Below are 24,675 nucleotides of genomic sequence, written 5' to 3' on the forward strand. Positions count from 1 at the left end.
AACAGAGTCGGAATTTTGTTCCGTTTGGTAAAATATACAAAAACCAGAGAGGGCTGACTCCAAAAGTCCGCTTTTTGGCGGACTTTTGGGTCAGCCCCTCATAATATTTATCTAGAAGAAGATGGGGGAGCTTCGCTATTTTCCGCGTTGTCCGCACTAGCGGGCGAATTGGCCGGCGGGGAGGACTGGGCGGCCGGCAGTGCGACTTTGCTTGATGGTGCTGATTCCCGGCCAGCAATATCGACAGCGGTGACGTAATATGTTGCTCCCGGTTTGAGATCGGAAAAGGAAGTCGTTTCCCCCGCTTTGATGATGGCGACGATTTGCCGCTTTCCGGTTTCGCTTACCTGATAGACGCGGTAGCCGATGACATCGCGCTCTCCGTGGCGAGCCCAGACGAGCTGATTGTCATTCAGGCGGGCGGCCGGTGGGGCGGGCACGCGTCCATTGTCTTTTAAGGTGGAAACAACGAACGCATCGCCGACCGATGTCTTTCTATTGATTCCCCACTGATCGAGCAATTTTGGATTGACAACGACCTCGCGGGTGACAAACTCTTCCGGCGTCGTCTCGAGCGCTGCATACCGATGCTCGCCAATGACGACAACCCGACCCTCGATCAAATAGTCATCGCTTCCTTGCCGCGGCGTAAACTTTGTATTGTATAAATCATAGCGAACGAGTCCAGCTTTTTTACATGCCGATGACGGGCTGAATCCACTCGTGGCACAATACGCGCGGCGAACGATGCCGCCCGGCATGGAAAACCGCTTTGGCGGGGCGATGAGTTTTGGCTTGGCGCCATAGGCGGCGTTCATGAATTGCGCCCATAACAGCTGGGTGCGCTGGCTGTAGGAAAGCCCTTTGTAGCGCGACTCCAGCGGCGCTGGATGGTCGTAGCCGACCCAAACACCGAACGTGACGCTTGGATTGACGGCGATAAACCACGAATCGCGCTTGTCTTGGGATGTTCCGGTTTTTCCGGCCCAGTCGGCGGAGAAGGTCAAGTAGCGCCGCACTGAAGAGGCGGTCCCGCCATTAAGCACATCACGCATCATGTCAATCATCAAGTACGACGTCTGCGGGGAAAAGACGGGAACGGGCTTCGTTTGATGCTGGTAGATGATGTTTCCGTCCTTGTCGGTAATTTTCTCGATCATATACGCATCGACGAACGACCCGTAGTTGGCAAACGTCGCATAGGCGTTGACGTTTTCTTCGACGGTGACGCCGATGTGCGTTCCGCCGATCGCCAAGGTCGGGTTGGCCTCTTCTTGCTTTGAGACGCTTGTGATCCCCATTTTGTGCAAATAGTCGACCGGATGGCGGTTTTGGATTTTCGTATAGACCCGAACAGCCGGGATGTTGTACGAATGTTGAAGCGCGCGCCGCGCTGTGACAAGGCCGTGCGTTTTTCCATCCGCATTTTTTGGCTTATACGAACCGATCGAGAGCGGAAGATCGGGAATGATCGTCGCCGGCTGGATGACGCCCATCTCCATCGCCGGCGCGTACACTAAGAGCGGCTTCATTGTGGAGCCGTTCGAGCGGTGCGCCTGGGTGGCATGGTTGAGCTGCTCGCGCCCGTAATCGCGGCCGCCGACAAAGCTGATAATTTTGCCTGTTTTGTTTTCAATCAGCATTGCCCCGACTTCCACCGGCTGACGATGGGCGACTGTTTTTCCGGTTTTGCCGTCCTTGGTGTAATAGACGTTGTCGTTTCCGTAATACGGGTAGCGGGCGGCCACCTTCTGCATCCGTTCGTAAATGTCTTTGTCGATCGTTGTATAAATGCGCAATCCCCCTTGCCGCAGCGCTTTTTCCGCCTCGCCGAGATAGCGGCGGCGGAGGGCGGGATCGCGCCCCCACTCTTTCGCCGAATGGCCGTCGCGCTTGGCGAACGTTTCCGCAATCACCTCTTTCGCCCGCCGCTCAATTTCCATCGTCAAAAACGGATAGCGTTCAAACGGCGACGGCTTCGGGGCGGCCAAATGCTTCGCCACATCATAGGAAAGCGCTTCCTTATACTGTTTTTCCGAGATGTAGCCGGCCCGTTTCATCCGGTACAGCACCGTTTTCATCCGTTTCAATCCCGCCGAGAGATCCGATTTGACGCTGCCGTCAGCGGCAAACGGGGTGTAGACGAACGGGTTTTGCGGCAGTCCGGCCAAAAACGCCGCTTGAGCGAGATTCAACTCTTTGGCGTTGACGCCAAAGACGCCTTGGGCCGCGGCTTGGATGCCGGCGATGTTGCGCCCTGAAGAATTGCGGCCGAACGGAACGACGTTTAAATACGCCTCTAAAATGTCTTCTTTGGAAAAAAATTTCTCCAGACGAAGTGAAAGCAGCATTTCTTTCGCCTTCCGCTCAAACGACACCTCGTTCGTCAACATCTGGTTTTTGACGAGCTGCTGCGTAAGCGTGCTCCCGCCGCTTTTGACCGGCGAGTTGGTCAGCTCTTGAAACACGGCGCGGATGACGGCCTTCGGAACGACGCCGTCGTGTTCATAAAAATGTTCGTCTTCGGTCGCGATGATCGCCTGCACGACGTATGGCGACACCTCGGAAAGAGGCACCGCCTCGCGGTCAAGGTCGGAGCGGAACCGGCCTAAATAGACGCCGTTGGCAAAATACATATGGCTCGTTTCTTCGTAACTGTAAATCTCGCTTTTCATTTTGTCCGGCGAAGGGACAGCCAAGTCTTTAACCAGAAAGGCGAAATAGCCGGCGCCGGCGCCGGCGGCAAAGCAGACAAGGCAGAGCGCGGCGATGAGCAGCATTAAGGTGGCGTTCCAGACGATGTCGTATGTAAGGCAAAAATAACGCCATGCTTTCTCGACAGAAATACGGAATGGTTTTCGTTCCATGCCGGCCCCCCTATAGTGGCAAATCTTCGCCATCAGTATACCATACCGTCGGGCGCCGTTGTGGAATTTTGTTGTTTTTTCACCGTTTTTGGCGAAAAAATGCGGGGTTGACAGTGAACAAGGAATATGGTAAAAGAAAGTATATAAAGTATATAATTTTGGATACGACAACGCGATGACGGGAACAAGTAGCGGTTGCCTCCCTGGCGCAGAGAGCTGGCGGACGGTGCGAGCCAGCCCACAGGCAAGCGTGAATTACCTCCCCGAGCAGCGGTGGGGAACGGCTCTGTTTCGCCTAGTAGCCATCCGCCGGCTGACGCCGTTACCGAAATGAGCGGGAAAGCAGAGCGCTTTCCAAGTAGGGTGGTACCGCGATGAACACTCGCCCCTTCAAACCGGGCGGGTGTTTTCTTTTGGCCTGACATTTCATAGCGAGGTGAGGAACATGGACTTGCTTGCAGAACTGCAATGGCGCGGGCTCGTCAACCAAACGACGGACGAAGACGGGCTCCGGAAACTGTTGAATGAGGAGAGAGTGACGCTCTATTGCGGGTTTGACCCGACCGCTGACAGCCTGCACATCGGCAATTTGGCCGCCATTTTGACGTTGCGCCGCTTTCAGCAGGCTGGGCATCGGCCGATCGCCTTAGTCGGCGGGGCGACCGGATTGATCGGCGACCCGAGCGGGAAAAAAAGCGAGCGCACGCTCAACGCCAAAGAGACGGTCGAAGCATGGAGCGCCCGCATCAAAGAGCAGCTCAGCCGCTTTTTGGATTTTGAAGCGAAAGACAATGCGGCCGAAATCAAAAACAACTACGACTGGATCGGGCCGCTCGATGTCATTTCGTTTTTGCGCGACGTCGGCAAGCATTTCAGCGTCAACTACATGCTGGCGAAAGAATCGGTGCAGTCGCGCATCGAAACAGGCATTTCGTTTACGGAGTTCACGTATATGATGCTGCAGGCGTACGATTTCCTCCGCCTGTATGAGACGGAAGGATGCCGCCTGCAAATCGGCGGTAGCGACCAGTGGGGCAACATCACAGCCGGGCTTGAGCTCATCCGCAAAACGAAAGGGGAAGCGAAAGCGTTCGGCTTGACGATTCCGCTCGTGACGAAAGCGGACGGCACGAAATTCGGGAAAACGGAAAGCGGCACGATTTGGCTTGATCCGGAGAAAACGTCTCCGTATGAGTTTTACCAATTTTGGATCAACACCGATGACCGTGATGTCATCCGCTACTTGAAATACTTCACATTCCTGTCGAAAGAGGAAATCGGTGCGCTCGAGCAAGAGCTGCGCGAGGCGCCGGAGAAGCGGTCGGCGCAAAGGGCGCTTGCTGAGGAAGTGACCAAGCTCGTGCACGGCGAAGAGGCGCTCAGGCAGGCGGTCCGCATTTCCGAGGCGCTCTTTAGAGGCGACATCGCCAGCTTGACGGCGGCGGAAATCGAGCAAGGGTTTAAAGACGTGCCGTCATTCATTCATGAAGGCGGCGACGTTCCGCTTGTCGAGCTGCTCGTTTCTGCCGGCATTTCGCCGTCGAAGCGCCAGGCGCGCGAAGATATTCAAAACGGCGCCATTTATGTGAACGGGGAGCGCATCCAAGACGCGGGCGCCGTCCTGACCGCCGAGCACCGCCTCGAAGGGCGGTTTACCGTCATCCGCCGCGGCAAGAAAAAATATCATTTGATCCGCTACGCCTAAAAAGAAAAAGATCCGAAATGCCTTGGCATTTCGGATCTTTTTTGCGCCTTAACGCGAGTAGAACTCGACGATGAGCGCTTCGTTGATTTCCGCCGGCAGCTCGGAACGTTCCGGCAGGCGTGTATACGTGCCTTCCAGTTTTTCCGGATCAAACGACAAGTAATCCGGAACGAAGTTGTTCGCTTCCACCGCTTCTTTGATCACTTGCAAGTTGCGCGATTTTTCGCGGACCGCGATCGTTTGCCCCGGTTTGACGCGGTACGACGGGATGTTGACGCGGTTGCCGTCGACCAAAATGTGGCCGTGCGTCACAAGCTGGCGGGCTTGACGGCGCGTGCGGGCCAGCCCTAAACGGTAGACGAGGTTGTCAAGGCGCGATTCTAGCAAAATCATGAAATTTTCGCCGTGTTTGCCCGGCATTTTGCCCGCTTCTTCAAACGTTTTGCGGAATTGGCGTTCGTTCACGCCGTACATATGGCGCAGCTTTTGCTTTTCTTGCAGCTGCAAGCCATACTCCGACAATTTTCTCCGTTGGCCCGGACCGTGTTGGCCTGGCGGGTACGGACGTTTTTGCAATTCTTTCCCCGTGCCGCTCAGCGAGATGCCAAGGCGTCGGGAAACTTTCCATGTAGGTCCCGTATAACGAGCCATTCGTTGCTCCTCCTTATGCTTTTATTCCCGTAAAATAAAAGCAGATGTGCGCCAACAATCATGGCCATTTTGTTTTCATGCATCCTCGCTCTCGCAGCTAAGAGTTACGCGATGCACCTCGACAGGCCGAGGAACAAAATGAACCATCAAGGTGGGCACAAAGGCTGCTATATTTTACACAAAGGCTATTATATGATTTTTTAAGATGAAAGTCAACATTTTATTTCCCTTGTCTCCTATTTGTGTGATATAATAAAAGATGGAATTTTTAAAAAGATTTTGTCATCCGTTCGCTCGAAACGAGGATGCCGGTTTAGGTGGAAAAGGCGATGAAACGGGAAGAAACAAGACGATATGAATCGTTTAAACAAGCATGTTTCCGCTGGTTTTTGGCGCTTCCGGATGACGGGCCGTTTTCGGCGGCGGCGGGCGGGCTGCTAGCACTGTTGAAAGAAGAGCTGGCGCTGCAAGGGGCCGCACTGTATTTGTTTGACACATCGCGCGGCTCTTTTTATCTTGAGGCGGCCGCCGGCATAACGCCGGCGGAGCGGATTGGGGCGGATCAAGCCGAAGAGATTGTTGTCACAAGCGTTGGCGGACCATATATGGCCGCCCGTCTCTTTTGTCCGCTTTCCGATGAAGCGCCGGCTTTGGTCGAGCTTTCATACAGACGAAACAGCGGCATCGATGGGCCGCTGCTGCAGACGCTTCGTTCCGATTTAAGCCGGCTGCTTCGCAAGCTGGGTGCGCTGTCGCGGGGAACGGGCGAGGAGAAGCGATATGAGCAGCTGCACCGCTTTGCGGCCAAAATCCACTCTTCCATGCAAATTGACGACGTGCTCGAGGAAATCATCCGCACGCTGCAAAACGTCTATCCGTCGTTTACATACCATCTTCTGCTGTCGCACGACAACCATGTGCGCGGCCATTTGCCGATCAAGCCGCTCGTGCTTGATGAAGGCGGCGGACAGACAGCGGCGCTGCGGGCGTTTTTGACCGGACAAGTGCAGTGCGAGGAGACAGCGGCGCCGCGGCGGTCCGTCTTGTATGCCCCGATCAAAGGCGTGCAGGCGGTGTATGGCGTGATTCAGATTATTGCTCCGCACGCGGCGCCGTTTCCGAAGCGGGAAATGAATTTTATCTCGCTGCTCGCCGGGACGGCGGGAAGCGCGCTTGAGAACGCCAAGCTGTACGAGCAGTCGCGCCGGCTTGTCAGCGATTTGCAGCTCATTAACGACACGATGCGCGAACTGAACGCGCGGCCGCGGCTGCAGGAAGGAATTGAATATATGGTGGCGCAAATCCGCCGGTCGTTTGGCGCAGAGGAAGTCGGGTTTTTTCTGTTCGCCGACGGGCGCCGCGAGCTTTTGCCGGGAAGCACGCCATTTTTTGCCGACGCAGCGGCCGGCCGGTATGTTGAATGGGTCGAAGAGCGGCGGCGGAGCGGAAACGACATTATCTTTGCTGGCGATGTCCACCCGTCTGTATCCGGGCCGTTTCGCTCGGTCATGGCGGCCCTGATGCAGCAAAACAACGAAGCGAAGGGCGTCTGCATCGTGCTCGCCCGCGAGCCGTACCGATTTACGTTTGACATGTTCAAACTGCTCGAGTCGCTCATTCAGCACTCGACTCTCGCGTTTACGAACGCCATTTTGCGCGAAGAGCTTGAAAAGCTCGTCGTCACCGATTATTTGACAAAGCTGCATACGCGCCGCTATTTGGACGAGACGATTCAAACCTCGATGAAATGCGATGAGCGTGGGGCATTTATTTTGATCGACATCGACAATTTTAAGCAAATCAACGACCTTTACGGCCACCAAACGGGCGACGATGTGCTCATCCAGGTGGCCGAGCTGGTGCGCGCCTATATTCGCGACGACGACGTGGCGGCGCGCTGGGGCGGGGAAGAACTGGCCGTGTATTTGCCGAACGTGGCGCTCGCTGACGCGGTTTTGGTCGCCCGACGTATCGTCGAAAAGGTCAGAAGGCATACAGTGCCGCCGGTCACGGTCTCCTGCGGCATTTCATCGTGGAGCCCGCATGGCTCTAAAGACGCAGAACAGCTGTTCAAGCAGGCGGATGCCGCGCTTTATATGGCGAAGGAAACAGGAAAAAACTGCATTTTCGTCCATGACCATTCCCAGCCGCACAAAGTATAAAAAAGGAATCCGACCAAGCGGATTCCTTCTTTGCGCGGCAGGGCTGCTTTATGATGAAGCGAGCACGCCAGCGAATTGCTCCAAATAGCGGCGGTCCACGTCGTCAAAGCGGTTTTTCACCGGGCTGTCAATATCAAGCACGCCGATGACGCGGCCGTCTTTGATGAGCGGAACGACGATTTCCGACTGGGAGGCGGCGTCGCAGGCGATATGGCCTGGAAATTCGTGCACATCCGGGACGACGACCGTCCGCCGTTCGGCGGCTGCCGTGCCGCACACCCCCTTGCCAAACGGAATGCGGACGCACGCCGGCAAGCCTTGGAACGGGCCGAGCACAAGCTCGTCGCCATCGGCGAGATAAAAGCCGACCCAGTTGATGTCGGTGAGAAACTGATTGAGCAAAGCAGCGGCGTTCGCCAAGTTGGCGATCATGTTCGGCTCTCCGGCGATGAGCGCCTTCAGCTGCTCGATGACGAGCGCGTAGTTTTCTTCGCGTGTGCCGCTGTAAGCGATCGGGTGAAACATCGGAACATGCCTCCTTGAATTTGTTTTCGCTCATTTTAAGATGACGTCCGACGGCTGCCAACGGAAAGCGCCTCGCCGTCCATGACGCCCCGTCCTTGATGCAAGTCGGCGGCGCGGTGGGCGTCTGAACCGTACACGATCGGAATGCCGCGCCGATGCGCCTCAGCGATCAGGTGGTTGGGCGGGTACGGCTCACGGCAGAGCGGTTTGGTAGCGCCGGCGCCGTTGTAGTCGATTTCATAGCCGAACTGCTCGATGTCGTCAAGAATGGCCAACATGCGCTCCGTCATCGGCTCCCGGCACGGAAAGCGGCGCCAAAACTTGCGCACAAGCGTCATATGGCCGATGCGCCGCGGCTTATAGCGGCCAAGGTCGGCGCGGATGGACTGGCGCACCGTGTCGTAATAGGCGGCGTGCACGCGCTCGACCGAGCCGAATAGGCGGACGATGCCGGCAAACATGTCGGCGCTGTAATCGAGGCATACATATTGGCCGTTGTGCGCCAAAAAATGAACCGATAAAATGCTGTCGTCAAGGAGCGGGCCGACTTCATCGAGCAGTTTGGCGGTCTCATCCTCAAAGCCGGGGATAAAGTCGACCTCAAGCCCGACGCGGATCGTAATGTCATGGCGGTAGCGCGCTTTGACATCAGCGATGGCCGCCAAATACCGCTCCAATGCACCGCGCGCCATGGCGCTGTCCTGCTCCGGCGTCGGGTCAAGAAACCGTTCCGGCAGCGGCGCATGTTCGGTGAAGGAAATATCGGTATAGCCGAGGGCGATGGCCCGTTCGACATACTGCTCGAGCGGATCGCGGCTCCCGTGCGGGCAAAACGGTGTGTGAATGTGGCCGTCGCGCAAAGCGGGTTCCCCCTTTCCTTCCATCATTGTATCACAGCAAACCAATTGAAGATTCTTGTAAAAAAAATAAAAATTTTGGTCAAAAAATGTCGATAACATGGTATCATAAAAACATTGAAAAATATATATGTTTGCCTTCTCCGCCATTTTCATTCACTTCGAAGTAGCTTGAGTGCAAGGGGGCATTAGCGGATGGGAATCGTGTGGGTTATTCTGCTCCTTGCGGCAGGAGCGATTGGATATAATCATCTGCGCCGAAAGCGGATGTACCGGGAAATCGACGGGCTTGAAGAGTGGAAAATCCGGTTGATGAATGAACCGGTGCCGGATGAGCTTGCCAAGGTGAAACAGCTGAACATGACCGGGGAGACGGAGCAGTTGTTTGAGCGCTGGCGCCAACAGTGGGATGACATCGTGGCCGTCAAGCTGCCGAACGTCGAGGAGCAGCTGTTTGACGCCGAAACGCTGTTGGACAAATACCGGTATCGAAAGGCGCGCCGGCTGCTCGGGCAAACGGCGGACGCACTCCGGCGCGTGGAGGAAGAAATTCAGCAAATCATTTGCGAAGTCAACGAGCTGATCGGCAGCGAGGAACAAAGCCGGGTCGAAATCGAAGAGTTGCGCACCGCGCACCGGGAAGCAAAAAAAACGCTGCTCGCCTATCGGTATACGTTCGGGGCGGCCGCCGATCTGCTGGACGTCCGGTTGGCTGAGGCGGAAAAGCAATTTCAGTTGTTTGCCGAGTTGACAGAAGCCGGCAACTATTTGGCAGCGCGCGACGTCGTGCTGGCGCTCAAGCAGGAGCTGAACCGCCTCGCCGCGATGATGGAGGACATCCCGGCGCTGCTTGGCGAGTGCCAAACATCGCTTCCCGCCCAGCTTGCCGAGCTCGCCGACGGCTATCGGGAAATGGAGCAAAGCGGGTACATTCTCGACCACTTGGACATCGAGCGCGCGCTTGCGGAAAAGCAGGAAAAAATTCAGCACTGTTTGGCGATGATCGGCGAACTGCGCATTGAAGAGGCGAAGCAGATGCTCGCCGGGCTGAAAGAAGAAATCGAGGCGCTGTATGATTCGCTTGAGCAGGAAGTGCTGGCCCATCAGTACGTGCAAACGGAAATGCCGCGCATTGGCGGCATGCTTGAGGAGCTCGCCGCCGCGGCGAAGGAGACGGGGGCGGAAGCGCTGTTCGTCCAGCAAAGCTATCATCTGCCGCCGGGGGACGTGGAAAAATACCGAAGCATTGAAAAGCAGCTGCACCAGCTGCAAAAGCGGTTTTGGCTCATCCACGACCGCGCCGCCGAGGCGAAAACGGCGTATTCGCTGCTGCGCGAGGAGCTCGAGCAGCTTACATCCCAAATCGACATGATGAAAGAGGAGCATGAACAGTTTCGCCGCATGCTGCAGACGCTGCGCAAAGATGAACTGATCGCCCGCGAAAAGCTTGATGACATGCGGAAAATGTTGTCCGAAGCGGTTCGCCTCGTGCAAAAAAGCCGGCTGCCGGGGCTGCCGGAGTCTTATTCACATGAGCTTGCAGAGGCCAAAACGAGCTTGCAGGCCGTCGCCGCCCGCCTTGAAGAAAAGCCGCTTCACATGCCGGCGGTCGACGGGGCTCTCGAAGAAGCGAAGGCGGCCGTCGAGCGGCTGCATGAGCGGACGGTCGAAATGATCGAGCAGGCCGCCTTGGCCGAGCGGACGATTCAGTACGGCAACCGCTATCGCCGCCGTTATCCGGAGGTGCATAAAGGGCTTGAAGAGGCCGAATTTTTGTTCCGTCATTACGATTACGAGGAAGCGCTCCGGCAGGCGGTGGCGACGGTGGAGAAAGTCGAGCCGGGCGCGTTCGACCGCGTGCGGCAGCTGTGGCAGGCGGACAACGATCAACAATCGTGAGCAAAAACCCGATAAATATCGGTTTCGGCCGATATTTATCGGGTTTTTGGCCGATATTTATCGGGTTTTTGGCGGATACTGTAAATGCGTGTGTGTTTTCGTTGCTGTTTTCAGTCTGCTTTTATATGATATGGTTATGTGTACATTTGCCGATGACGAGCGGAGGATGGAAACGATGATTTATCTTGACAACAGCGCGACGACGAAGCCGTTTCCGGAAGCGATCGATTCGTTCGTTGCGGTCGCATCCAGCTATTTCGCCAACCCGTCTTCCCTTCATGGGCTCGGCATGAAGGCGGAGCGGCTGCTCGCGCAGGCGCGTGAACAAGTCGCCGCCATGCTGCGCGTCAAGCCGGGCGAAATCGTGTTCACCTCGGGCGGGACCGAGGCAAACAATTTGGCCATTAAAGGCGTCGCCTGGCAGTATCGGCAGCGCGGCCGGCACATCATTACGACGGAAATCGAGCATCCGTCCGTCGCCGAGCCGTGCCGCCAGCTTGAAGAGCTCGGCTTTGAGGTGACGTATTTGCCGGTCGACCGGGACGGAAGAGTGTCGGCCAAACAAGTGGAGCGTGCGTTGCGCGACGATACGATTCTCGTTTCGGTCATGCATGTGAACAACGAGGTTGGCACCGTGCAGCCGATCGAAGAAATCGGCGCGCTTTTGGCCCGCTATCCGAAAACGCTGTTTCACGTCGACCGGGTGCAAGGCATCAGCAAAGTGCCGCTCGATTTGCAGCGAGCGGGCGTTGATTTATGCACGATATCGGCCCATAAATTTCACGGGCTGCGCGGCGCCGGTGCGCTGTACGTCCGCGAAGGCGTCCGTCTGATGCCGCTGTTGGCCGGCGGCGGCCAAGAAATGCGGCTCCGATCCGGCACGGAAAATGTCGCCGCCATCGTCGCGATGGCCAAAGCGCTCCGCCTTGCCATGGAGCGGTATGAGCGGGACATCGGCCGGCTCAAGGAGCTCAAAGACAAGTGGCTGGAAGCGCTCGCGGCCGTTCCGGACATTGCGATCAACACGCCGCGCGACGGTGCCGCTCCGCATATCATCAACTTTTCCTTAAAGCCCGGCCTGAAGCCGGAAGTGTTCGTTCATGAGCTTGAGAAAAGCGGCGTTTACGTCTCGACGACCTCGGCCTGCTCGTCGAAAAAAAAGGCGCCGAGCAAAACGCTGCTGGCGATGGGATTGGGCGAAGACCGGGCCGAGCGCGGCATCCGCATCAGCCTGTCGTTTGACAATACGCAAGAAGAGATCGCGCCAGCGGTGGCCGCCATCAGGCAGGCGATCAAAACGTTAAGCGAGGTAACAGGATGACATGGAAATGAAGTACGACCGCATTTTAATCCGCTACGGTGAAATGACGACGAAAGGGAAAAACCGCAATGTGTTCGTGCGGCGGCTGAAACAAAACATCGCCCGTAAGCTGCGGGCGTTTCCCCGTATTCAGATTGAATATATGCGCGACCGGATGTACATTTTATTAAACGGTGAGCCGCACGAGCCGATCATCGACAAGCTGAAAACGGTGTTTGGCATCCATTCGTTCAGCCTGGCGATGAAATGCGAAAACGACCTAGCAGCGATCAAAGAAACGGCGCTCGCCGCCGTCCGGCAGCTGCCGTACAACGGAAAAACATTTAAAGTGAGCGCCCGCCGCGTCAATAAGCAGTTTCCCTACCGGAGCGACGAGCTGAACCATGAAATCGGGGCGCACATTTTGCGGCAGACGGACGGCCTGACCGTCAACGTGCGTGAACCGGACATTGACGTGCGCGTCGAGGTGCGCCAAGACGGCACGTACGTCACATGCCGCGACATTTTCGGCGCCGGCGGCCTGCCGGTCGGGACGAGCGGCAAGGCGATGCTCATGCTCTCCGGCGGCATCGACAGCCCGGTTGCCGGGTATTTGGCGATGAAGCGCGGCTTGGAAATTGAGGCCGTCCACTTTTTCAGCCCGCCGTATACAAGCGAGCGAGCGAAGCAAAAAGTCATTGACTTGGTGCGGAAGCTGACGGTGTACGGCGGAACGATCAAGCTGCATATCGTGCCGTTTACCGAAGTGCAGCAAGCCATTTACCAAGGGGTGCCGAACGAGTATTCGCTCATTTCCACCCGGCGGGCGATGCTGGCCATTACGGACGCTTTGCGCCGCCGCCACCGGGCGCTGGCGATCGTCACCGGCGAAAGCCTCGGCCAAGTGGCGAGCCAGACGCTCGAGAGCATGTACGTCATCAATGAAGTGACGAACACACCAGTTTTGCGCCCGCTCATCTCGATGGATAAAATGGAAATCATCGAGATGGCGAAGCGCATTGACACCCATGATATTTCAATTCTTCCATACGAAGACTGCTGCACCATTTTTACGCCGCGGGCGCCGAAAACGAAACCGAAAAAAGAGAAAGTGCTCCAGTATGAGCGCGAACTGGATCTCGCCCCGCTGCTCGAGAAGGCGGTCAACGAGACGGAAACGATGGTGATTGACGAAGAAAACGGACGGACTGACGAGTTCGCCGGATTGTTCTAAATCTCAAAATTTACCAAAAGCGTTGCTGCATATCGCCGTCTGTTTTCACACATTCTATACGTACAAGGAGGTGAAAACAGATGGCACGCAACAACAACAATCAATTGCTTGTTCCGGGTGCCCAACAAGCGCTCGAACAAATGAAATACGAAATCGCTCAAGAATTTGGCGTCAACTTAGGCGCTGACACGACTTCTCGCGCCAACGGTTCGGTCGGCGGCGAGATCACGAAACGCCTCGTTGCCATGGCGCAACAACAATTGGGCGGCGCACGCCAATTCTAATTTCATATGATGGCTTCGCGGCGGGGGATGCCCCCGCCGCTTTTATGTCAAAAAATTATTCAAAATATAATAACTATTTTGTATAATAGAAATGCCGACGCCGGCAAACGAACGAGGAACAGGGGGAGAAACGATGAGACGGGAAGACTTGATCGCGCCCGAGCGGTACAATTTAACATCGGAAATGGAAAGGCACGCGGCGGCCGATCCAGACCGAATCGCGTTAAAATGGGAAAACGAGCAGGGGGAAACGCGCGAGATTACATACGGCCGCCTGATGGCGCGCGCCAATCAAATTGGAAACGCTTTCTTGTCGCATGGCCTTCAGAAAGGGGATAAAGTGCTCGTTATGGTGCCGCGCCTCATTGAGGCATATGAAGTGTATTTAGGGGCGCTCAAAGCCGGGCTTGTCGTCATTCCGAGCTCGGAGATGCTGCGGACGAAAGATTTGCAATACCGGCTGTCCCATAGCGAAGCGAAAGCGGTCGTCGCCTATGAACCGTATGTGGGCGAATTCGCTCCGATCGACGGCGTCGACCAGCTGTTGAAGTTTTCAATCGGCGCGCAGGCGCATGACGGCTGGCTGCCGCTTGAAGCGGCCATCGCGAAGGAAAGCGAAACGCTCGAAGCGGCGGACACCTCGCGCGACGATATGGCGTTTCTGTCGTATACGTCCGGCACGACCGGCAATCCGAAAGGGGTTGTGCATTGCCATGGTTGGGCGTACGCCCATTTGCGCACGGCGGCGAAAAACTGGCTGTGCATCGAAGAAGGCGACCTCGTCTGGGCGACGGCCGGGCCGGGGGGGCAAAAATGGATTTGGAGCCCGTTTTTGTCGGTGCTCGGCTCAGGGGTGACCGGCTTTGTCTATTACGGCCGCTTTGAGCCGGAAAAATATTTGCAGCTGCTTGAAAAATATCAAATCAACGTGCTTTGCTGCACGCCGACCGAATACCGACTGATGGCGAAAGTGACGGACATCGGCCGCTACAACTTATCGGCTCTGCACAGCGCGGTGTCTGCCGGCGAGCCGCTCAACCGTGAAGTGATCGACACGTTTGCCAAACATTTCGGCATCGAAGTGCGCGACGGCTACGGGCAGACGGAAAATACGCTGCTGGTCGGCGTCATGAAAGGAATGGAAATCAAACCGGGCTCGATGGGGAAACCGACGCCGGGTAACCGCGTCGAGATTATCGATGAAAACGGCGAGCCGTGCCCGGTCGGCGTTGTCGGCGATATCGCCGTCCACGTCGAAACGCCGGCGTTGTTCAAATATTACTACAAAGATCCGGAGCGGACGGCGATGCAATTCCGCGGCGATTACTATATCACCGGAGACAAGGCGCGAAAAGACGAGGACGGCTATTTTTGGTTTGAGGGGCGCGGCGATGACATCATCATCAGCGCCGGCTATACGATCGGCCCGTTTGAAGTCGAGGACGCGCTTGTCAAACACCCAGCCGTCAAAGAGTGCGCCGTTGTCGCCAGCCCGGATGAAGTGCGCGGCCATGTCGTCAAGGCGTTCGTCGTCTTGCGCGAGGGGGTTGACAAAGACGATCCGTCCCTCATTCCAGCGCTGCAAGAACATGTCAAACAGTTGACAGCGCCGTACAAATACCCGCGCAAAATCGAGTTTGTCGACGATTTGCCGAAAACGGCGTCCGGAAAAATCCGCCGCGTCGAGCTGCGCGAGCGGGAAGCGCGCCTCGCCGGCCGGTCGTTGTAAGCGCGGATCCGAATGAAGCGCGCGTTTTTCCGTCAATCCGGCGCTGCCCGGCGGGAAGGCAGCGCCGAGCCGAAAAAAGCCGGGAGCGGAGGCGTTTCGTTTGCCTGTCCGGCCCGCTGGAAAAGAAGGAGCTGATTCAAAAGCCCCTTTTGGATGAAATGTAACCGAAGTATGTGAAAGAGACCACCTCTGAAACCCTTGGTTTTACCGGGTTTTTCGTGGTGGTCTATTTTTCATGTTGCCCCAGATAGGAGCATTGCCACACTTTTAGGTCAGCCTCTTTTTGCGCGGTTTATAAAAAGACGCGTTTCACTTTCTCCCAAAACGAATTATCTTTTAAGCGCACCGTTTTCACGACCCGGTCGCTCAGGCGGATGTCGATCCGTTCAATGTGCTGGATGCTGAGCGCCTCATTGTCCAGGCCGATGATCGGAAAATGGCTCGTTTCCTCCGACATTTTCAACGTCAGTGTCCGCGTGCCGCTCAAAATGAACGGCGAGCCGAGCGTCCGGTAGCGGTTGCTGTTGAGCGAGGCGAGCTCGCTCACCTGAAAGCACGGCAGGAGCGGATCGATGACCGCTCCGTGCACCGATTTATTGTAGCCGGTGCTGCCGGTCGGCGTCGATACGATAATGCCGTCGCCGCGGAACGTTTCGAAATGCAAGTCGTCGATGAAAACGTCGATCGCCATCGTCTTGATGATTTGCGAGCGGATCGAACATTCATTTAAGCAGAAAAACGAAGCCGCGCCGTCGATCGTCACTTCGATAATGGGATAGCGCCGCACTTCGAGTTTCCAATTTTTCGCCGCTTCCACCATATGATCAATGTCGTCAATATGGAAATCGCAGTAAAACCCGCGCGCCGGCAAGACGGACACGCCGACGTACAAACGGTCGGGAAGAAATCCCGTCTGCCGCACTGCCTGCAAAAACGCGCCGTCATCCCCGATGCTGACAATGATGTTTGCCTCCCGGTAGTCGTCGACGACGACAAACGGCCCGCGCTCTGCCAGCTCCATGAGCGGCTTCACCCGTTCGCTGAGCTTGTCGTCGCGCTTATAAAAAAAATAAAGACGGTTGCGTTCCATATCCATGTTTTGCCCTCCTGCTGGCATCATTTAATGAATCGATGTACAATGAATATTGTACCACGTTTTCCAGGATTCTAAAAATATGGGCAGCCGATGCAAAGGGGGAAGATGATGAATCGAAAACGATGGACGGCGTTGGCCATCGCCGCCGCCTTGTTTGTGATCTCCGTGCTTGTTCAGGCGGTTGGCGTTCTTTTGTCCGACAAGGCGGGCGGCTGGTCGGAAAGGTGGCTGGCGCTCATGGAGTCGCCATTTAGCGAAGAAGTCATCGCCGCGGGCGACCCGTTGAAAAAAATCGCAGTGTTGGAAGTGAACGGAGTGATTCAAGATGCGGGGGAAGCGGAGTCGTTTCTTTCTTCATCACAGTACAATCACCAAACGTTTTTGCAAATGATCAAACAGGCGAAGGAAGATCGAGACGTCAAAGCGATCATCTTGCGCATTAATTCGCCGGGCGGCGGTGTCGCGGAAAGCGCGGAAATTTACGATCAGCTGATGAAGCTGAAAAAGAAGACGAACAAGCCGATTTATGTATCGATGGGGACCATGGCCGCCTCGGGCGGTTACTATATCGCGGCGGCCGGCGATAAAATTTTCGCCAGCCCGGAGACGATCACCGGCTCCATCGGCGTCATCATGCAAAGCGTCAACTATGAAGGGCTGGCAAAGAAGTACGGCGTCGAGCTTGTCACGATCAAAAGCGGGCCGTACAAAGACCTCATGAATCCGGCGCGCAAAATGACCGAGGCGGAGCGGGAGATTTTGCAGCGGCTGATCAATGATTCGTATGATGCGTTTGTGGATGTGGTAGCCAAAGGGAGAAAGCTGCCGGAAGATACGGTGCGCAAGCTGGCGGACGGCCGCATTTATGACGGGCGACAGGCGAAGGCGCTCCACCTTGTCGACGAGTTCGGCTACTTGGATGACGCGATCGCTGCGCTCAAAAAAGAGCATCATTTAACCGGCGCTCAAGTGGTAAAATACGTGAACGATGCGCCGTGGAGCTCTCTCTTTGAGATGGTGTCGAACCAGATAAAGCCGGACAGCGAGGCGGCCGGGCTCATCCGCCTGTTGTCGCGCCCATCCTCGCCGCGGCTTATGTACTTGTACGCCGAATAGGGGGGATCAAGAAATGGAGGACACACAATCGATGGCGCTGCCGGCGTCCATCCGTGATGCGGCGGACCCCGCTCCCCGCTACGGCGGGTTTTGGCTTCGCTTTTGGGCGTATTGCCTTGATGTCATTGTTGTCTCGAGCCTCAACCGGCTTGTCGTTTGGCCGCTTTTCCGCCTATTCGATTGGCCGCTTGAGCGGGACGGGTTGTTTGCGCCGGCCTCGGTGGCGGCGGCGGTCGTTTTTTACGCCTACTTTGTGCTGATGACGAAAGCGTTCGGGCAGACACTCGGCAAGATGGTGTTCGGTTTAAAAGTCGTCGACGAACAAGGAGGGCCGCTCACCTGGCTGACCGTGTTGTTTCGCGAAGTCATCGGCAAATTCATCAGCAAAACATTGCTGTTTGTCGGCTTTTTGTTTGTCGCCTTTTCGGAAAAGAAAAAAGGAATGCACGACCAGTTTGCCGATACGATCGTCATCCGCGAGTAGCCGGCTTTTGCGGGGCAAACGGCGTTGTTCACCTGCCATGCGGCAGGTTTATTTTTTTTCCATATGGCGACAATGATATGGTGAAAGGGAGGACGGGCCTTGAAAGTCGTAATCATAGTCGCCATAGCCGTTGTGATGTTGTTCCTTCTTGCCGCCTTCATGAAACTTTCCGTGACGGTTGTGTTTCGCCATCGGCAGGACGATGATGAATACAAAATTGTGGTGCGCACGCTGTTTGGCCTCATCCGCTACACGATTCACATTCCGCTCATCAAGCTGGAAACCGAATCGGAAGCGCCCGGGGTGGCGTTCATCCACAAAAAAGGGATGGGGGAGACGCGCGGCAAGGAAGAAAAGAAAGGAAAATGGACGCCGAAAAAAATCGCCGACTTTTTTCGCAAAGTAAAACAGTTTTTGGAGCACGTCATCGATTTTCATGAAATTATGAAACAATTTTGTCGCCATGTGACGATTACCAAATGGGAATGGAAGACAAACATCGGAACGGGTGATGCGGCATCGACCGGGCTGCTCGTCGGGCTTGGCTGGTCGTTGAAATACGCTATTATCGGAGCGGCGAGCCGGTACATGAACATGAAAACGACCCCGGTGATTGCGATCGTTCCCGTGTACGACCGAGCCGTCTCGGAAACGTCGTTTTTATGTATGTTTCATTTCCGAATCGGGCATGCTATGGTAGCAGGATTGCGCGTCATCAAACATTGGCGCAGGCGGCGTCCGCCAAAGCGCAGCCTTTCCGCTGCGCGACAGGCAAATGAAGGCTATTAGGAGGAATGATGATGACGAACCATCCGATCCAAGGGCTTATGACAACCGCGATGGAAAATTTAAAACAAATGATCGACGTCAACACGATTATCGGCGATCCGGTCGAGACGCCGGATGGCAGCGTCATTTTAACGGTGTCGAAGGTCGGGTTCGGGTTTGCGGCCGGCGGCAGCGAATTTATGCTTGACGGCCAGACAAACGGCCAAGGGGCGCAAACGAACGGGCAAAACGGGCAGCAACAGGGGAACGGGCACCCGTTTGGCGGCGGCAGCGGCGGCGGCGTGTCGATCACCCCGATCGCGTTTCTCGTCGTCAACTCATCGGGTGTCAAACTTCTCCATCTGGATGAAAGCACGCATTTATACGAAAAAATTCTCGATGTCGCCCCACAAGCCATCGAAAAAATCCAGGCGATGTTGAAGAAAAACAAAAAAGACGGCGCGTCTTCCACCGCGAACGATTTTGATATTTAGCCGGGCTTGGCGCTGGATCGGGTTTCGTCCAGCGCTTTGTTTTGGCGGGCCGCAGGCGAAAGGGGCGATGCGGCGAGTAAAACGATTGCAAACGCCGCCTTTTCGTTTTACTATGGAGATGGTACATATTTTTTCCTAAGGGGGAGAAGCCATGGCTCAAGTGACGTTTAAAGGCAATCCGGTCACGCTCGTCGGCAACGAAGTGAAAGTCGGCGACAAAGCGCCGGACTTCACCGTGTTGAACCAAAATTTGCAGGAAGTGACGCTCGCCGATACGAAGGGGCATGTCCGCCTCATCAGCGTCGTGCCGTCGCTTGACACCGGTGTTTGTGACGCGCAGACGCGCCGGTTTAACGAGGAAGCGGCGAAGCTTGACAACGTGAAAGTGCTGACGATCAGCGTCGATTTGCCGTTTGCGCAAAAACGGTGGTGCGGCGCCGCCGGCATCGAAAACGTTGAAGTGTTGTCCGACCATCGCGACGTCTCATTTGGACAAGCGTACGGCGTCCTGATCAAAGAACTTCGCCTGCTTGCCCGCGCCGTGTTTGTCATCGATAGCAACGACACGGTTACATACGTCGAATACGTGCCGGAAGTGACGAACCATCCGAACTACGAAGCGGCGATTGAAGCGGCGAAAGCGGCGAAATAAGGAAAACGGCTCCGATCCGTTCGGGGCCGTTTCGTTTTGGCCGCTGTTTGCCTTGCGGGGCGGACGGACGTACAATAGAAGGGACATGGGCAGAAAGGGGGACGCACGCATGATGACACCCGTTGAACGGCTGTTTGCCGTCTTGGATGAAACGGCCCGCATTTTGCAGGAGGAGCTGCAATGCACGTATTTGGAAGCTGTCGCGGAAACAGGGGAAAATTTGTTTCACGGCGACGTGCTGCAAGATGAGGTGAGCGAGCTGAACGCGAAACGGTTGAAAAAGCAATATCGCGAATTGGGGCTCGAACAGTTTCAGAACGAGCACATCCGCAAGGCGTTTCAGCTTGCCGTCTTAAAAGGGATGCGCCAGCACGTCCAGCCGAACCACCAAATGACGCCGGATGCGGTCAGTGTGTTTTTGGCCTACCTCGTCCGGCAGTTCACGCGCCCGCATTTGGCGCTAACGATTCTGGACCCGGCCGTCGGCACGGCCAATTTGCTTACAGCCGTGTTAAACGGGCTCGGCGGCCGGCAGGCGAAAAGCTACGGCGCCGACGTTGACGATCTGCTCGTCAAACTCGCGTATGTCAACGCCAACTTGCAGCAGCACCCGGTGCAGCTGTTTAACCAGGACAGCCTGCGCCCTTTGTTCGTCGAACCGGCCGATGTCGTTGTCTGCGATTTGCCGGTCGGCTACTACCCGGATGACGCCAATGCCAGCCGCTTTGCGTTAAAAGCGAAAGAAGGGCGGTCGTATGCGCATCATTTGTTGATCGAGCAAAGCTTGCGCTATACAAAAGACGGCGGCTATTTGTTTTTCCTCATTCCGAACACGCTGTTTTCCAGCCCTCAGGCGGAACAGCTGAATGAATTTTTAAAAGAAACCGCCATCGTCCAAGGCTTGTTGCAGTTGCCGCTGTCCATGTTTAAACACGAGCAGGTGGCGAAAAGCATATTCATTTTGCAAAAGAAAGGCCCGATGGCGAAAGCGCCGAAACAAGTGCTGCTCGCCGAACTGCCGCGCTTTTCCAACAAGACGGCCATGCAGGCGATGATGGCGAAAATCGATGCCTGGATCGCCGGCGAAAAAGGGCGCTGACAGTCTCCAACCTGCTTGGAGGCTGTTTTTATTTTCACAACATAAAAACATTTCCTTGCAACCGATTACGAAAGAAAGCGCCGCTTGAAAGGAAGAAAAGGGAGGCATACAATGAAAAAGGCATAGTGAAACAGCGCCCAATCGCGCACACTAACCGTAAGTGCGAACGGATTTTGGCAAAAAGGAGCTGTATGTTCGATGGCAAAAGTGTTAGCCATTAATGCGGGAAGTTCTTCGTTGAAATTCCAATTGTTTGACATGCCGGCGGAAACGGTGTTAACGAAAGGAGTCGTCGAGCGGATCGGCTTTGACGACGCGATTTTTACGATCGTCGTGAACGGGGAGAAACAGCGGGAAGTCACTTCCATCCCGAACCATGCCGTGGCGGTGAAACTGCTGCTTGACAAACTGATTCGCTATGGCATCATCCGGTCATTTGACGAAATTGACGGCATCGGCCACCGCGTCGTCCACGGCGGGGAGAAGTTCAGCGATTCGGTGTTGATCACCGATGAGGTGATAAAACAAATCGAAGAAGTGTCCGAGCTCGCTCCGCTTCATAACCCGGCCAACCTCGTCGGCATCCGCGCGTTTCAGGAAGTGCTGCCGAACGTGCCGGCCGTCGCCGTTTTTGATACGGCGTTTCACCAAACGATGCCGGAACAGTCGTTTTTGTACAGCTTGCCGTATGAGTATTACACGAAATTCGGCATTCGCAAGTACGGCTTCCATGGCACGTCGCACAAATACGTCACCCAGCGGGCGGCGGAGCTTCTCGGCCGGCCGATCGAGCAGCTGCGCCTCATCTCGTGCCATTTAGGCAACGGGGCGAGCATCGCGGCGGTCGAAGGCGGCAAATCGATCGACACGTCGATGGGCTTTACGCCATTAGCGGGTGTCGCGATGGGGACGCGCTCTGGCAACATCGACCCGGCGCTTATCCCATACATTATGGAAAAAACAGGAATGACCGCTGATGAAGTGATTGAAGTGCTGAATAAAAAGAGCGGCATGCTCGGCATCTCCGGCATCTCGAGCGACTTGCGCGACTTGGAAAAAGCGGCCGCCGAAGGAAATGAGCGCGCGGAACTTGCGCTGGAAGTGTTTGCGAACCGCATTCATAAATACATCGGCTCGTATGCGGCGCGCATGTGCGGCGTCGACGCCATCATTTTCACCGCCGGCATCGGCGAAAACAGCGAAGTCGTGCGGGCCAAAGTGCTGCGCGGCCTCGAGTTTATGGGAGTTTACTGGGATCCCATCCTAAACAAAGTGCGCGGCAAAGAAGCGTTCATCAGCTACCCGCACTCGCCGGTCAAAGTGCTCGTCATCCCGACGAACGAAGAGGTCATGATCGCCCGTGATGTCATGCGGCTGGCGAATTTGTAAGCGGATTGTAATAAAAAGAATCGTTGCAGCCATTTTGGCCAAAACGGCTGCCCCAAACAAACGGGGCAGCCATTTTTTTGTTTTGCCGCTTTGGTGCGCTTGATTCTTGTTTCAACAACTCCGGACGGAGCGGAAGACATTGATTTCACGATGGGGTCTTTTCCTTTCGTTTCGCCAGCGAGAAGCAGCCGGGCAAGAGTTGGGTAATTTTTGCTATACTATAGCCAACAACACAATGACAAAAGGAGATGAGGGAATGAGCACAGCTGCCCATAAACAAGAAGCTCCCCAAACCGTCCGCTGCAAAGTCATCACCGTCAGCGACACGAGAACGGAGGAAACCGACCAAAGCGGCCGGCTGATGATCGAGCTGCTCACGGAAGCCGGGCATGAGGTCGTCGGCTATGAGATCGTGAAAGACGAAGCGGACGCCATTCGCGAGGCAGTGCTTGACGGCTGCCGCCGCCTTGATGTTGATGCGGTGCTCACGAACGGCGGCACCGGCATCGCCAAGCGCGACGTGACGATCGAAACGGTCGGTGCGCTGCTTGAGAAAGAACTCGTCGGCTTTGGCGAGCTGTTCCGCTTCCTAAGCTACACCGAAGACATCGGCCCGGCCGCCATGCTGTCGCGCGCCGTCGCCGGCGTGGCGATGGACACCGCCGTCTTTTGCACTCCCGGCTCCACCGGCGCTGTGCGCCTCGCGATGACGAAGCTTATTTTGCCTGAGCTTGGGCATGTCGTGCGGGAGATTCGGAAGGATAGGGAGCCGCGTTGACGAAAAGAGAACATAAGCGAAAAAGGGGCTGACCCAAAACGCATTCGCGTTTTCGGATCAGCCCCCTTTCATCTTCTTTGGCGAGGAGACCCCGACTTCTAAGCGAGAGCGAAAGTCGGGGAGGAATCGCCCTTCCTCCTTTCAATTAACAATGTACTAGCATGCTTTTCCAGCTTGCTGAAGCATGCACTTTTGTGCCATCTAACAGCCGAAGGTCAAAATAACCACTGCTTCTTCTGCCAAATATAAAACATTCTTTCCTTTCGTATACCACCTTGTCAAACAGTTGAAACCCTTTGACAAATCGTGGAGCTTTGTTTGATTTTCGTTTTCCGCCTTTTAAGATGGTTGCTTTATGCAATTGACGGTTGTTTTTTCGAACGAATTTTAGAAGATAAACCGTGCCACTTGGCTTGGCTAGTGGATTTCCACTAATACAACGAGCATCCACCATATGAGATTTAGACAGTCCATTAGCAATGCGAATACATTTGGTGATATACCCGTATGTGATATTTGCATGCGAGTATTTTTCTCTTATCCTACTAAACATTGCCCATCGCATGGCGGTCATCTGACTAGCATCCCTCATAGGCGGTCGTTTGCGTTGAAATATATGCTCAAGCCCTTTTTCGTGAATTTCATGGTGGCATGTTTTGCATAGAGTGATCAGATTATCTGGTGAATCACCTCCTGTCTTTCGACTTTCAATATGATGCACTTGGAGAACAGGGTCTTTCTTTTTTCCTTTGCAATATTGACAAGTATGATTGTCTCTGTATAGAACATACTCTCTAACATTCCAAAACCCCATTTGTTCTCCTTGTTGATATTCCACCCCTCGGATATTTAGGTTTTTTAATTTCTGTGTATCGAATGCTGCTACCTCAATAGTGACAGATGTGACAGGGAGAATATTGTGAACTAAGTCAATCAACTTTATATGCGAGTTGATTTTGTGTTGAATAGATGGTGGTAACCATCCCTCTGGTTTTCTTCTGTTAAGAAATCTGGCTTCTCGGTAGCGAGTCTTTCTGTTTCTTCGACTTCTACGGAACTGTCTCCGTATAGCAAGTAATTCCACAATATCTGTTCGAAGTTGCGCTTCCGCTTCAAACAGCACATCTTTCTTTGTTGTTGCAGAAATTCCTACATGTCGTGTCCCCATGTCAACACCCAATGACACGGGTTGTTTGTAACCACTGCTACCATATAAAAGCTGGATGGTAAAAGGTGTCCTTCTTACTACTTTTGCTTTCTTCTGTTTTAGCAAAAGTCTTGCTTTCCTTGGTGAGCATGGCATGAGTGGTTTTCCATGCTTATTGATAATGTACACGAACAAGACGTGTACCTCCTTTCAGGAGTGAGTTCCTCCTCCCCAATGTTGGAAGGGCTTGTTCGGCAGACAGCACCGCTCCTACCCATCAGAGCTTTTAACCATCTGCGACAGGGTTACGGACTGGAGGAGCATCCGTAAGTGTCATGACCCTTCCAACGTAGCCATTGAATGGCTGAGGGTAGTCAACTAGGGCTTGCCAAGCCCCCACTTCAAAAGCCGTTAGGCTTTAAGTGGTGGGTAGTTGACG

The 24,675-nt window shown here is 55.0% G+C and carries 21 protein-coding genes and 1 other annotated feature; of the genes, 15 read left to right on the plus strand and 6 right to left on the minus strand.

Annotated features, from left to right (window positions below):
- Window positions 1–107: 107 nt before the first annotated feature.
- Window positions 108–2,867 (minus strand): transglycosylase domain-containing protein, encoded by a 2,760-nt coding sequence (locus CV944_RS13310; RefSeq protein WP_100664326.1) that lies wholly within the window; start codon window positions 2,865–2,867, stop codon window positions 108–110.
- 166 nt (window positions 2,868–3,033) lie between these two features.
- Window positions 3,034–3,260 (plus strand) — a binding site (T-box leader).
- A 52-nt stretch (window positions 3,261–3,312) separates the two neighbouring features.
- Between CV944_RS13310 and tyrS the strand changes: the two genes are divergently transcribed.
- Entirely contained in the window at window positions 3,313–4,572 is a 1,260-nt protein-coding gene (tyrS, locus tag CV944_RS13320; protein WP_094239092.1) for a tyrosine--tRNA ligase, read from the plus strand.
- 48 nt (window positions 4,573–4,620) lie between these two features.
- Here the strand turns inward: tyrS and rpsD are convergent, their stop codons facing one another.
- On the minus strand, window positions 4,621–5,223 hold the full coding sequence (gene rpsD / locus CV944_RS13325; RefSeq protein WP_033009184.1) for a 30S ribosomal protein S4: 603 nt from the start codon (window positions 5,221–5,223) through the stop codon (window positions 4,621–4,623).
- 329 nt (window positions 5,224–5,552) lie between these two features.
- Between rpsD and CV944_RS13330 the strand changes: the two genes are divergently transcribed.
- Window positions 5,553–7,385: a GGDEF domain-containing protein gene (locus tag CV944_RS13330; RefSeq protein WP_094239979.1), complete on the plus strand. Its 1,833-nt coding sequence runs from the start codon at window positions 5,553–5,555 to the stop codon at window positions 7,383–7,385.
- A 48-nt stretch (window positions 7,386–7,433) separates the two neighbouring features.
- Here CV944_RS13330 and CV944_RS13335 read toward each other — a convergent pair whose 3' ends face one another.
- Entirely contained in the window at window positions 7,434–7,910 is a 477-nt protein-coding gene (locus CV944_RS13335) for a GAF domain-containing protein (RefSeq protein WP_033009183.1), read from the minus strand.
- Between the two features lie 35 nt (window positions 7,911–7,945).
- Window positions 7,946–8,770, minus strand: a complete 825-nt coding sequence (hisJ, locus tag CV944_RS13340; RefSeq protein WP_094239978.1) for a histidinol-phosphatase HisJ — start codon at window positions 8,768–8,770, stop codon at window positions 7,946–7,948.
- A 192-nt stretch (window positions 8,771–8,962) separates the two neighbouring features.
- On the opposite strand from hisJ, the gene ezrA reads away from it, so the two are divergent.
- The 5 genes from ezrA to mbcS all read left to right on the plus strand — a co-directional run bounded on the left by ezrA (window position 8,963) and on the right by mbcS (window position 15,213).
- Window positions 8,963–10,666, plus strand: coding sequence for a septation ring formation regulator EzrA (gene ezrA / locus CV944_RS13350; RefSeq protein ID WP_100664327.1), 1,704 nt, complete (start codon window positions 8,963–8,965; stop codon window positions 10,664–10,666).
- A 175-nt stretch (window positions 10,667–10,841) separates the two neighbouring features.
- Window positions 10,842–11,987 (plus strand): cysteine desulfurase family protein, encoded by a 1,146-nt coding sequence (locus CV944_RS13355; RefSeq protein WP_044746335.1) that lies wholly within the window; start codon window positions 10,842–10,844, stop codon window positions 11,985–11,987.
- A 7-nt stretch (window positions 11,988–11,994) separates the two neighbouring features.
- A complete protein-coding gene (gene thiI, locus CV944_RS13360) occupies window positions 11,995–13,200 on the plus strand; it encodes a tRNA uracil 4-sulfurtransferase ThiI (protein WP_100664330.1) in 1,206 nt (401 codons plus the stop codon).
- 80 nt (window positions 13,201–13,280) lie between these two features.
- Window positions 13,281–13,484: an alpha/beta-type small acid-soluble spore protein gene (locus tag CV944_RS13365; RefSeq protein WP_033009180.1), complete on the plus strand. Its 204-nt coding sequence runs from the start codon at window positions 13,281–13,283 to the stop codon at window positions 13,482–13,484.
- Between the two features lie 133 nt (window positions 13,485–13,617).
- Window positions 13,618–15,213, plus strand: a complete 1,596-nt coding sequence (gene mbcS / locus CV944_RS13370) for an acyl-CoA synthetase MbcS (RefSeq protein ID WP_100664328.1) — start codon at window positions 13,618–13,620, stop codon at window positions 15,211–15,213.
- A gap of 292 nt (window positions 15,214–15,505) precedes the next feature.
- Here mbcS and CV944_RS13375 read toward each other — a convergent pair whose 3' ends face one another.
- Entirely contained in the window at window positions 15,506–16,309 is an 804-nt protein-coding gene (locus tag CV944_RS13375) for an NAD kinase (RefSeq protein WP_033008901.1), read from the minus strand.
- A 108-nt stretch (window positions 16,310–16,417) separates the two neighbouring features.
- On the opposite strand from CV944_RS13375, the gene sppA reads away from it, so the two are divergent.
- From sppA to CV944_RS13415, 8 genes are all read left to right on the plus strand, one after another.
- A complete protein-coding gene (gene sppA, locus CV944_RS13380; protein ID WP_033007945.1) occupies window positions 16,418–17,425 on the plus strand; it encodes a signal peptide peptidase SppA in 1,008 nt (335 codons plus the stop codon).
- Between the two features lie 31 nt (window positions 17,426–17,456).
- The gene (locus CV944_RS13385; RefSeq protein WP_100664331.1) at window positions 17,457–17,909 is read left to right on the plus strand and encodes an RDD family protein; all 453 of its coding nucleotides are present in this window, start codon (window positions 17,457–17,459) and stop codon (window positions 17,907–17,909) included.
- Window positions 17,910–18,008: 99 nt separating this feature from the next.
- Window positions 18,009–18,698: a DUF2953 domain-containing protein gene (locus CV944_RS13390; RefSeq protein WP_100659273.1), complete on the plus strand. Its 690-nt coding sequence runs from the start codon at window positions 18,009–18,011 to the stop codon at window positions 18,696–18,698.
- A gap of 11 nt (window positions 18,699–18,709) precedes the next feature.
- Window positions 18,710–19,171 (plus strand): GerW family sporulation protein, encoded by a 462-nt coding sequence (gene ytfJ / locus CV944_RS13395; RefSeq protein WP_033007950.1) that lies wholly within the window; start codon window positions 18,710–18,712, stop codon window positions 19,169–19,171.
- Window positions 19,172–19,322: 151 nt separating this feature from the next.
- Window positions 19,323–19,823 (plus strand): thiol peroxidase, encoded by a 501-nt coding sequence (gene tpx / locus CV944_RS13400; RefSeq protein WP_033007951.1) that lies wholly within the window; start codon window positions 19,323–19,325, stop codon window positions 19,821–19,823.
- Between the two features lie 109 nt (window positions 19,824–19,932).
- Window positions 19,933–20,922 (plus strand): class I SAM-dependent methyltransferase, encoded by a 990-nt coding sequence (locus CV944_RS13405; RefSeq protein ID WP_033007953.1) that lies wholly within the window; start codon window positions 19,933–19,935, stop codon window positions 20,920–20,922.
- A gap of 198 nt (window positions 20,923–21,120) precedes the next feature.
- Window positions 21,121–22,311: an acetate kinase gene (locus CV944_RS13410; protein ID WP_047818872.1), complete on the plus strand. Its 1,191-nt coding sequence runs from the start codon at window positions 21,121–21,123 to the stop codon at window positions 22,309–22,311.
- 256 nt (window positions 22,312–22,567) lie between these two features.
- Window positions 22,568–23,089 carry a MogA/MoaB family molybdenum cofactor biosynthesis protein gene (locus CV944_RS13415; RefSeq protein ID WP_044746328.1) on the plus strand — a complete coding sequence of 174 codons (522 nt, stop codon included), beginning with the start codon at window positions 22,568–22,570 and terminating at the stop codon, window positions 23,087–23,089.
- A 145-nt stretch (window positions 23,090–23,234) separates the two neighbouring features.
- Here the strand turns inward: CV944_RS13415 and iscB are convergent, their stop codons facing one another.
- Window positions 23,235–24,425 carry an RNA-guided endonuclease IscB gene (gene iscB / locus CV944_RS13420; protein WP_233205011.1) on the minus strand — a complete coding sequence of 397 codons (1,191 nt, stop codon included), beginning with the start codon at window positions 24,423–24,425 and terminating at the stop codon, window positions 23,235–23,237.
- Window positions 24,426–24,675: the final 250 nt, after the last annotated feature.

Origin of the sequence: Geobacillus sp. WSUCF-018B (genome assembly GCF_002809985.1) — a bacterium.
GTDB classification, from domain to species: Bacteria; Bacillota; Bacilli; order Bacillales; family Anoxybacillaceae; genus Geobacillus; species Geobacillus thermophilus.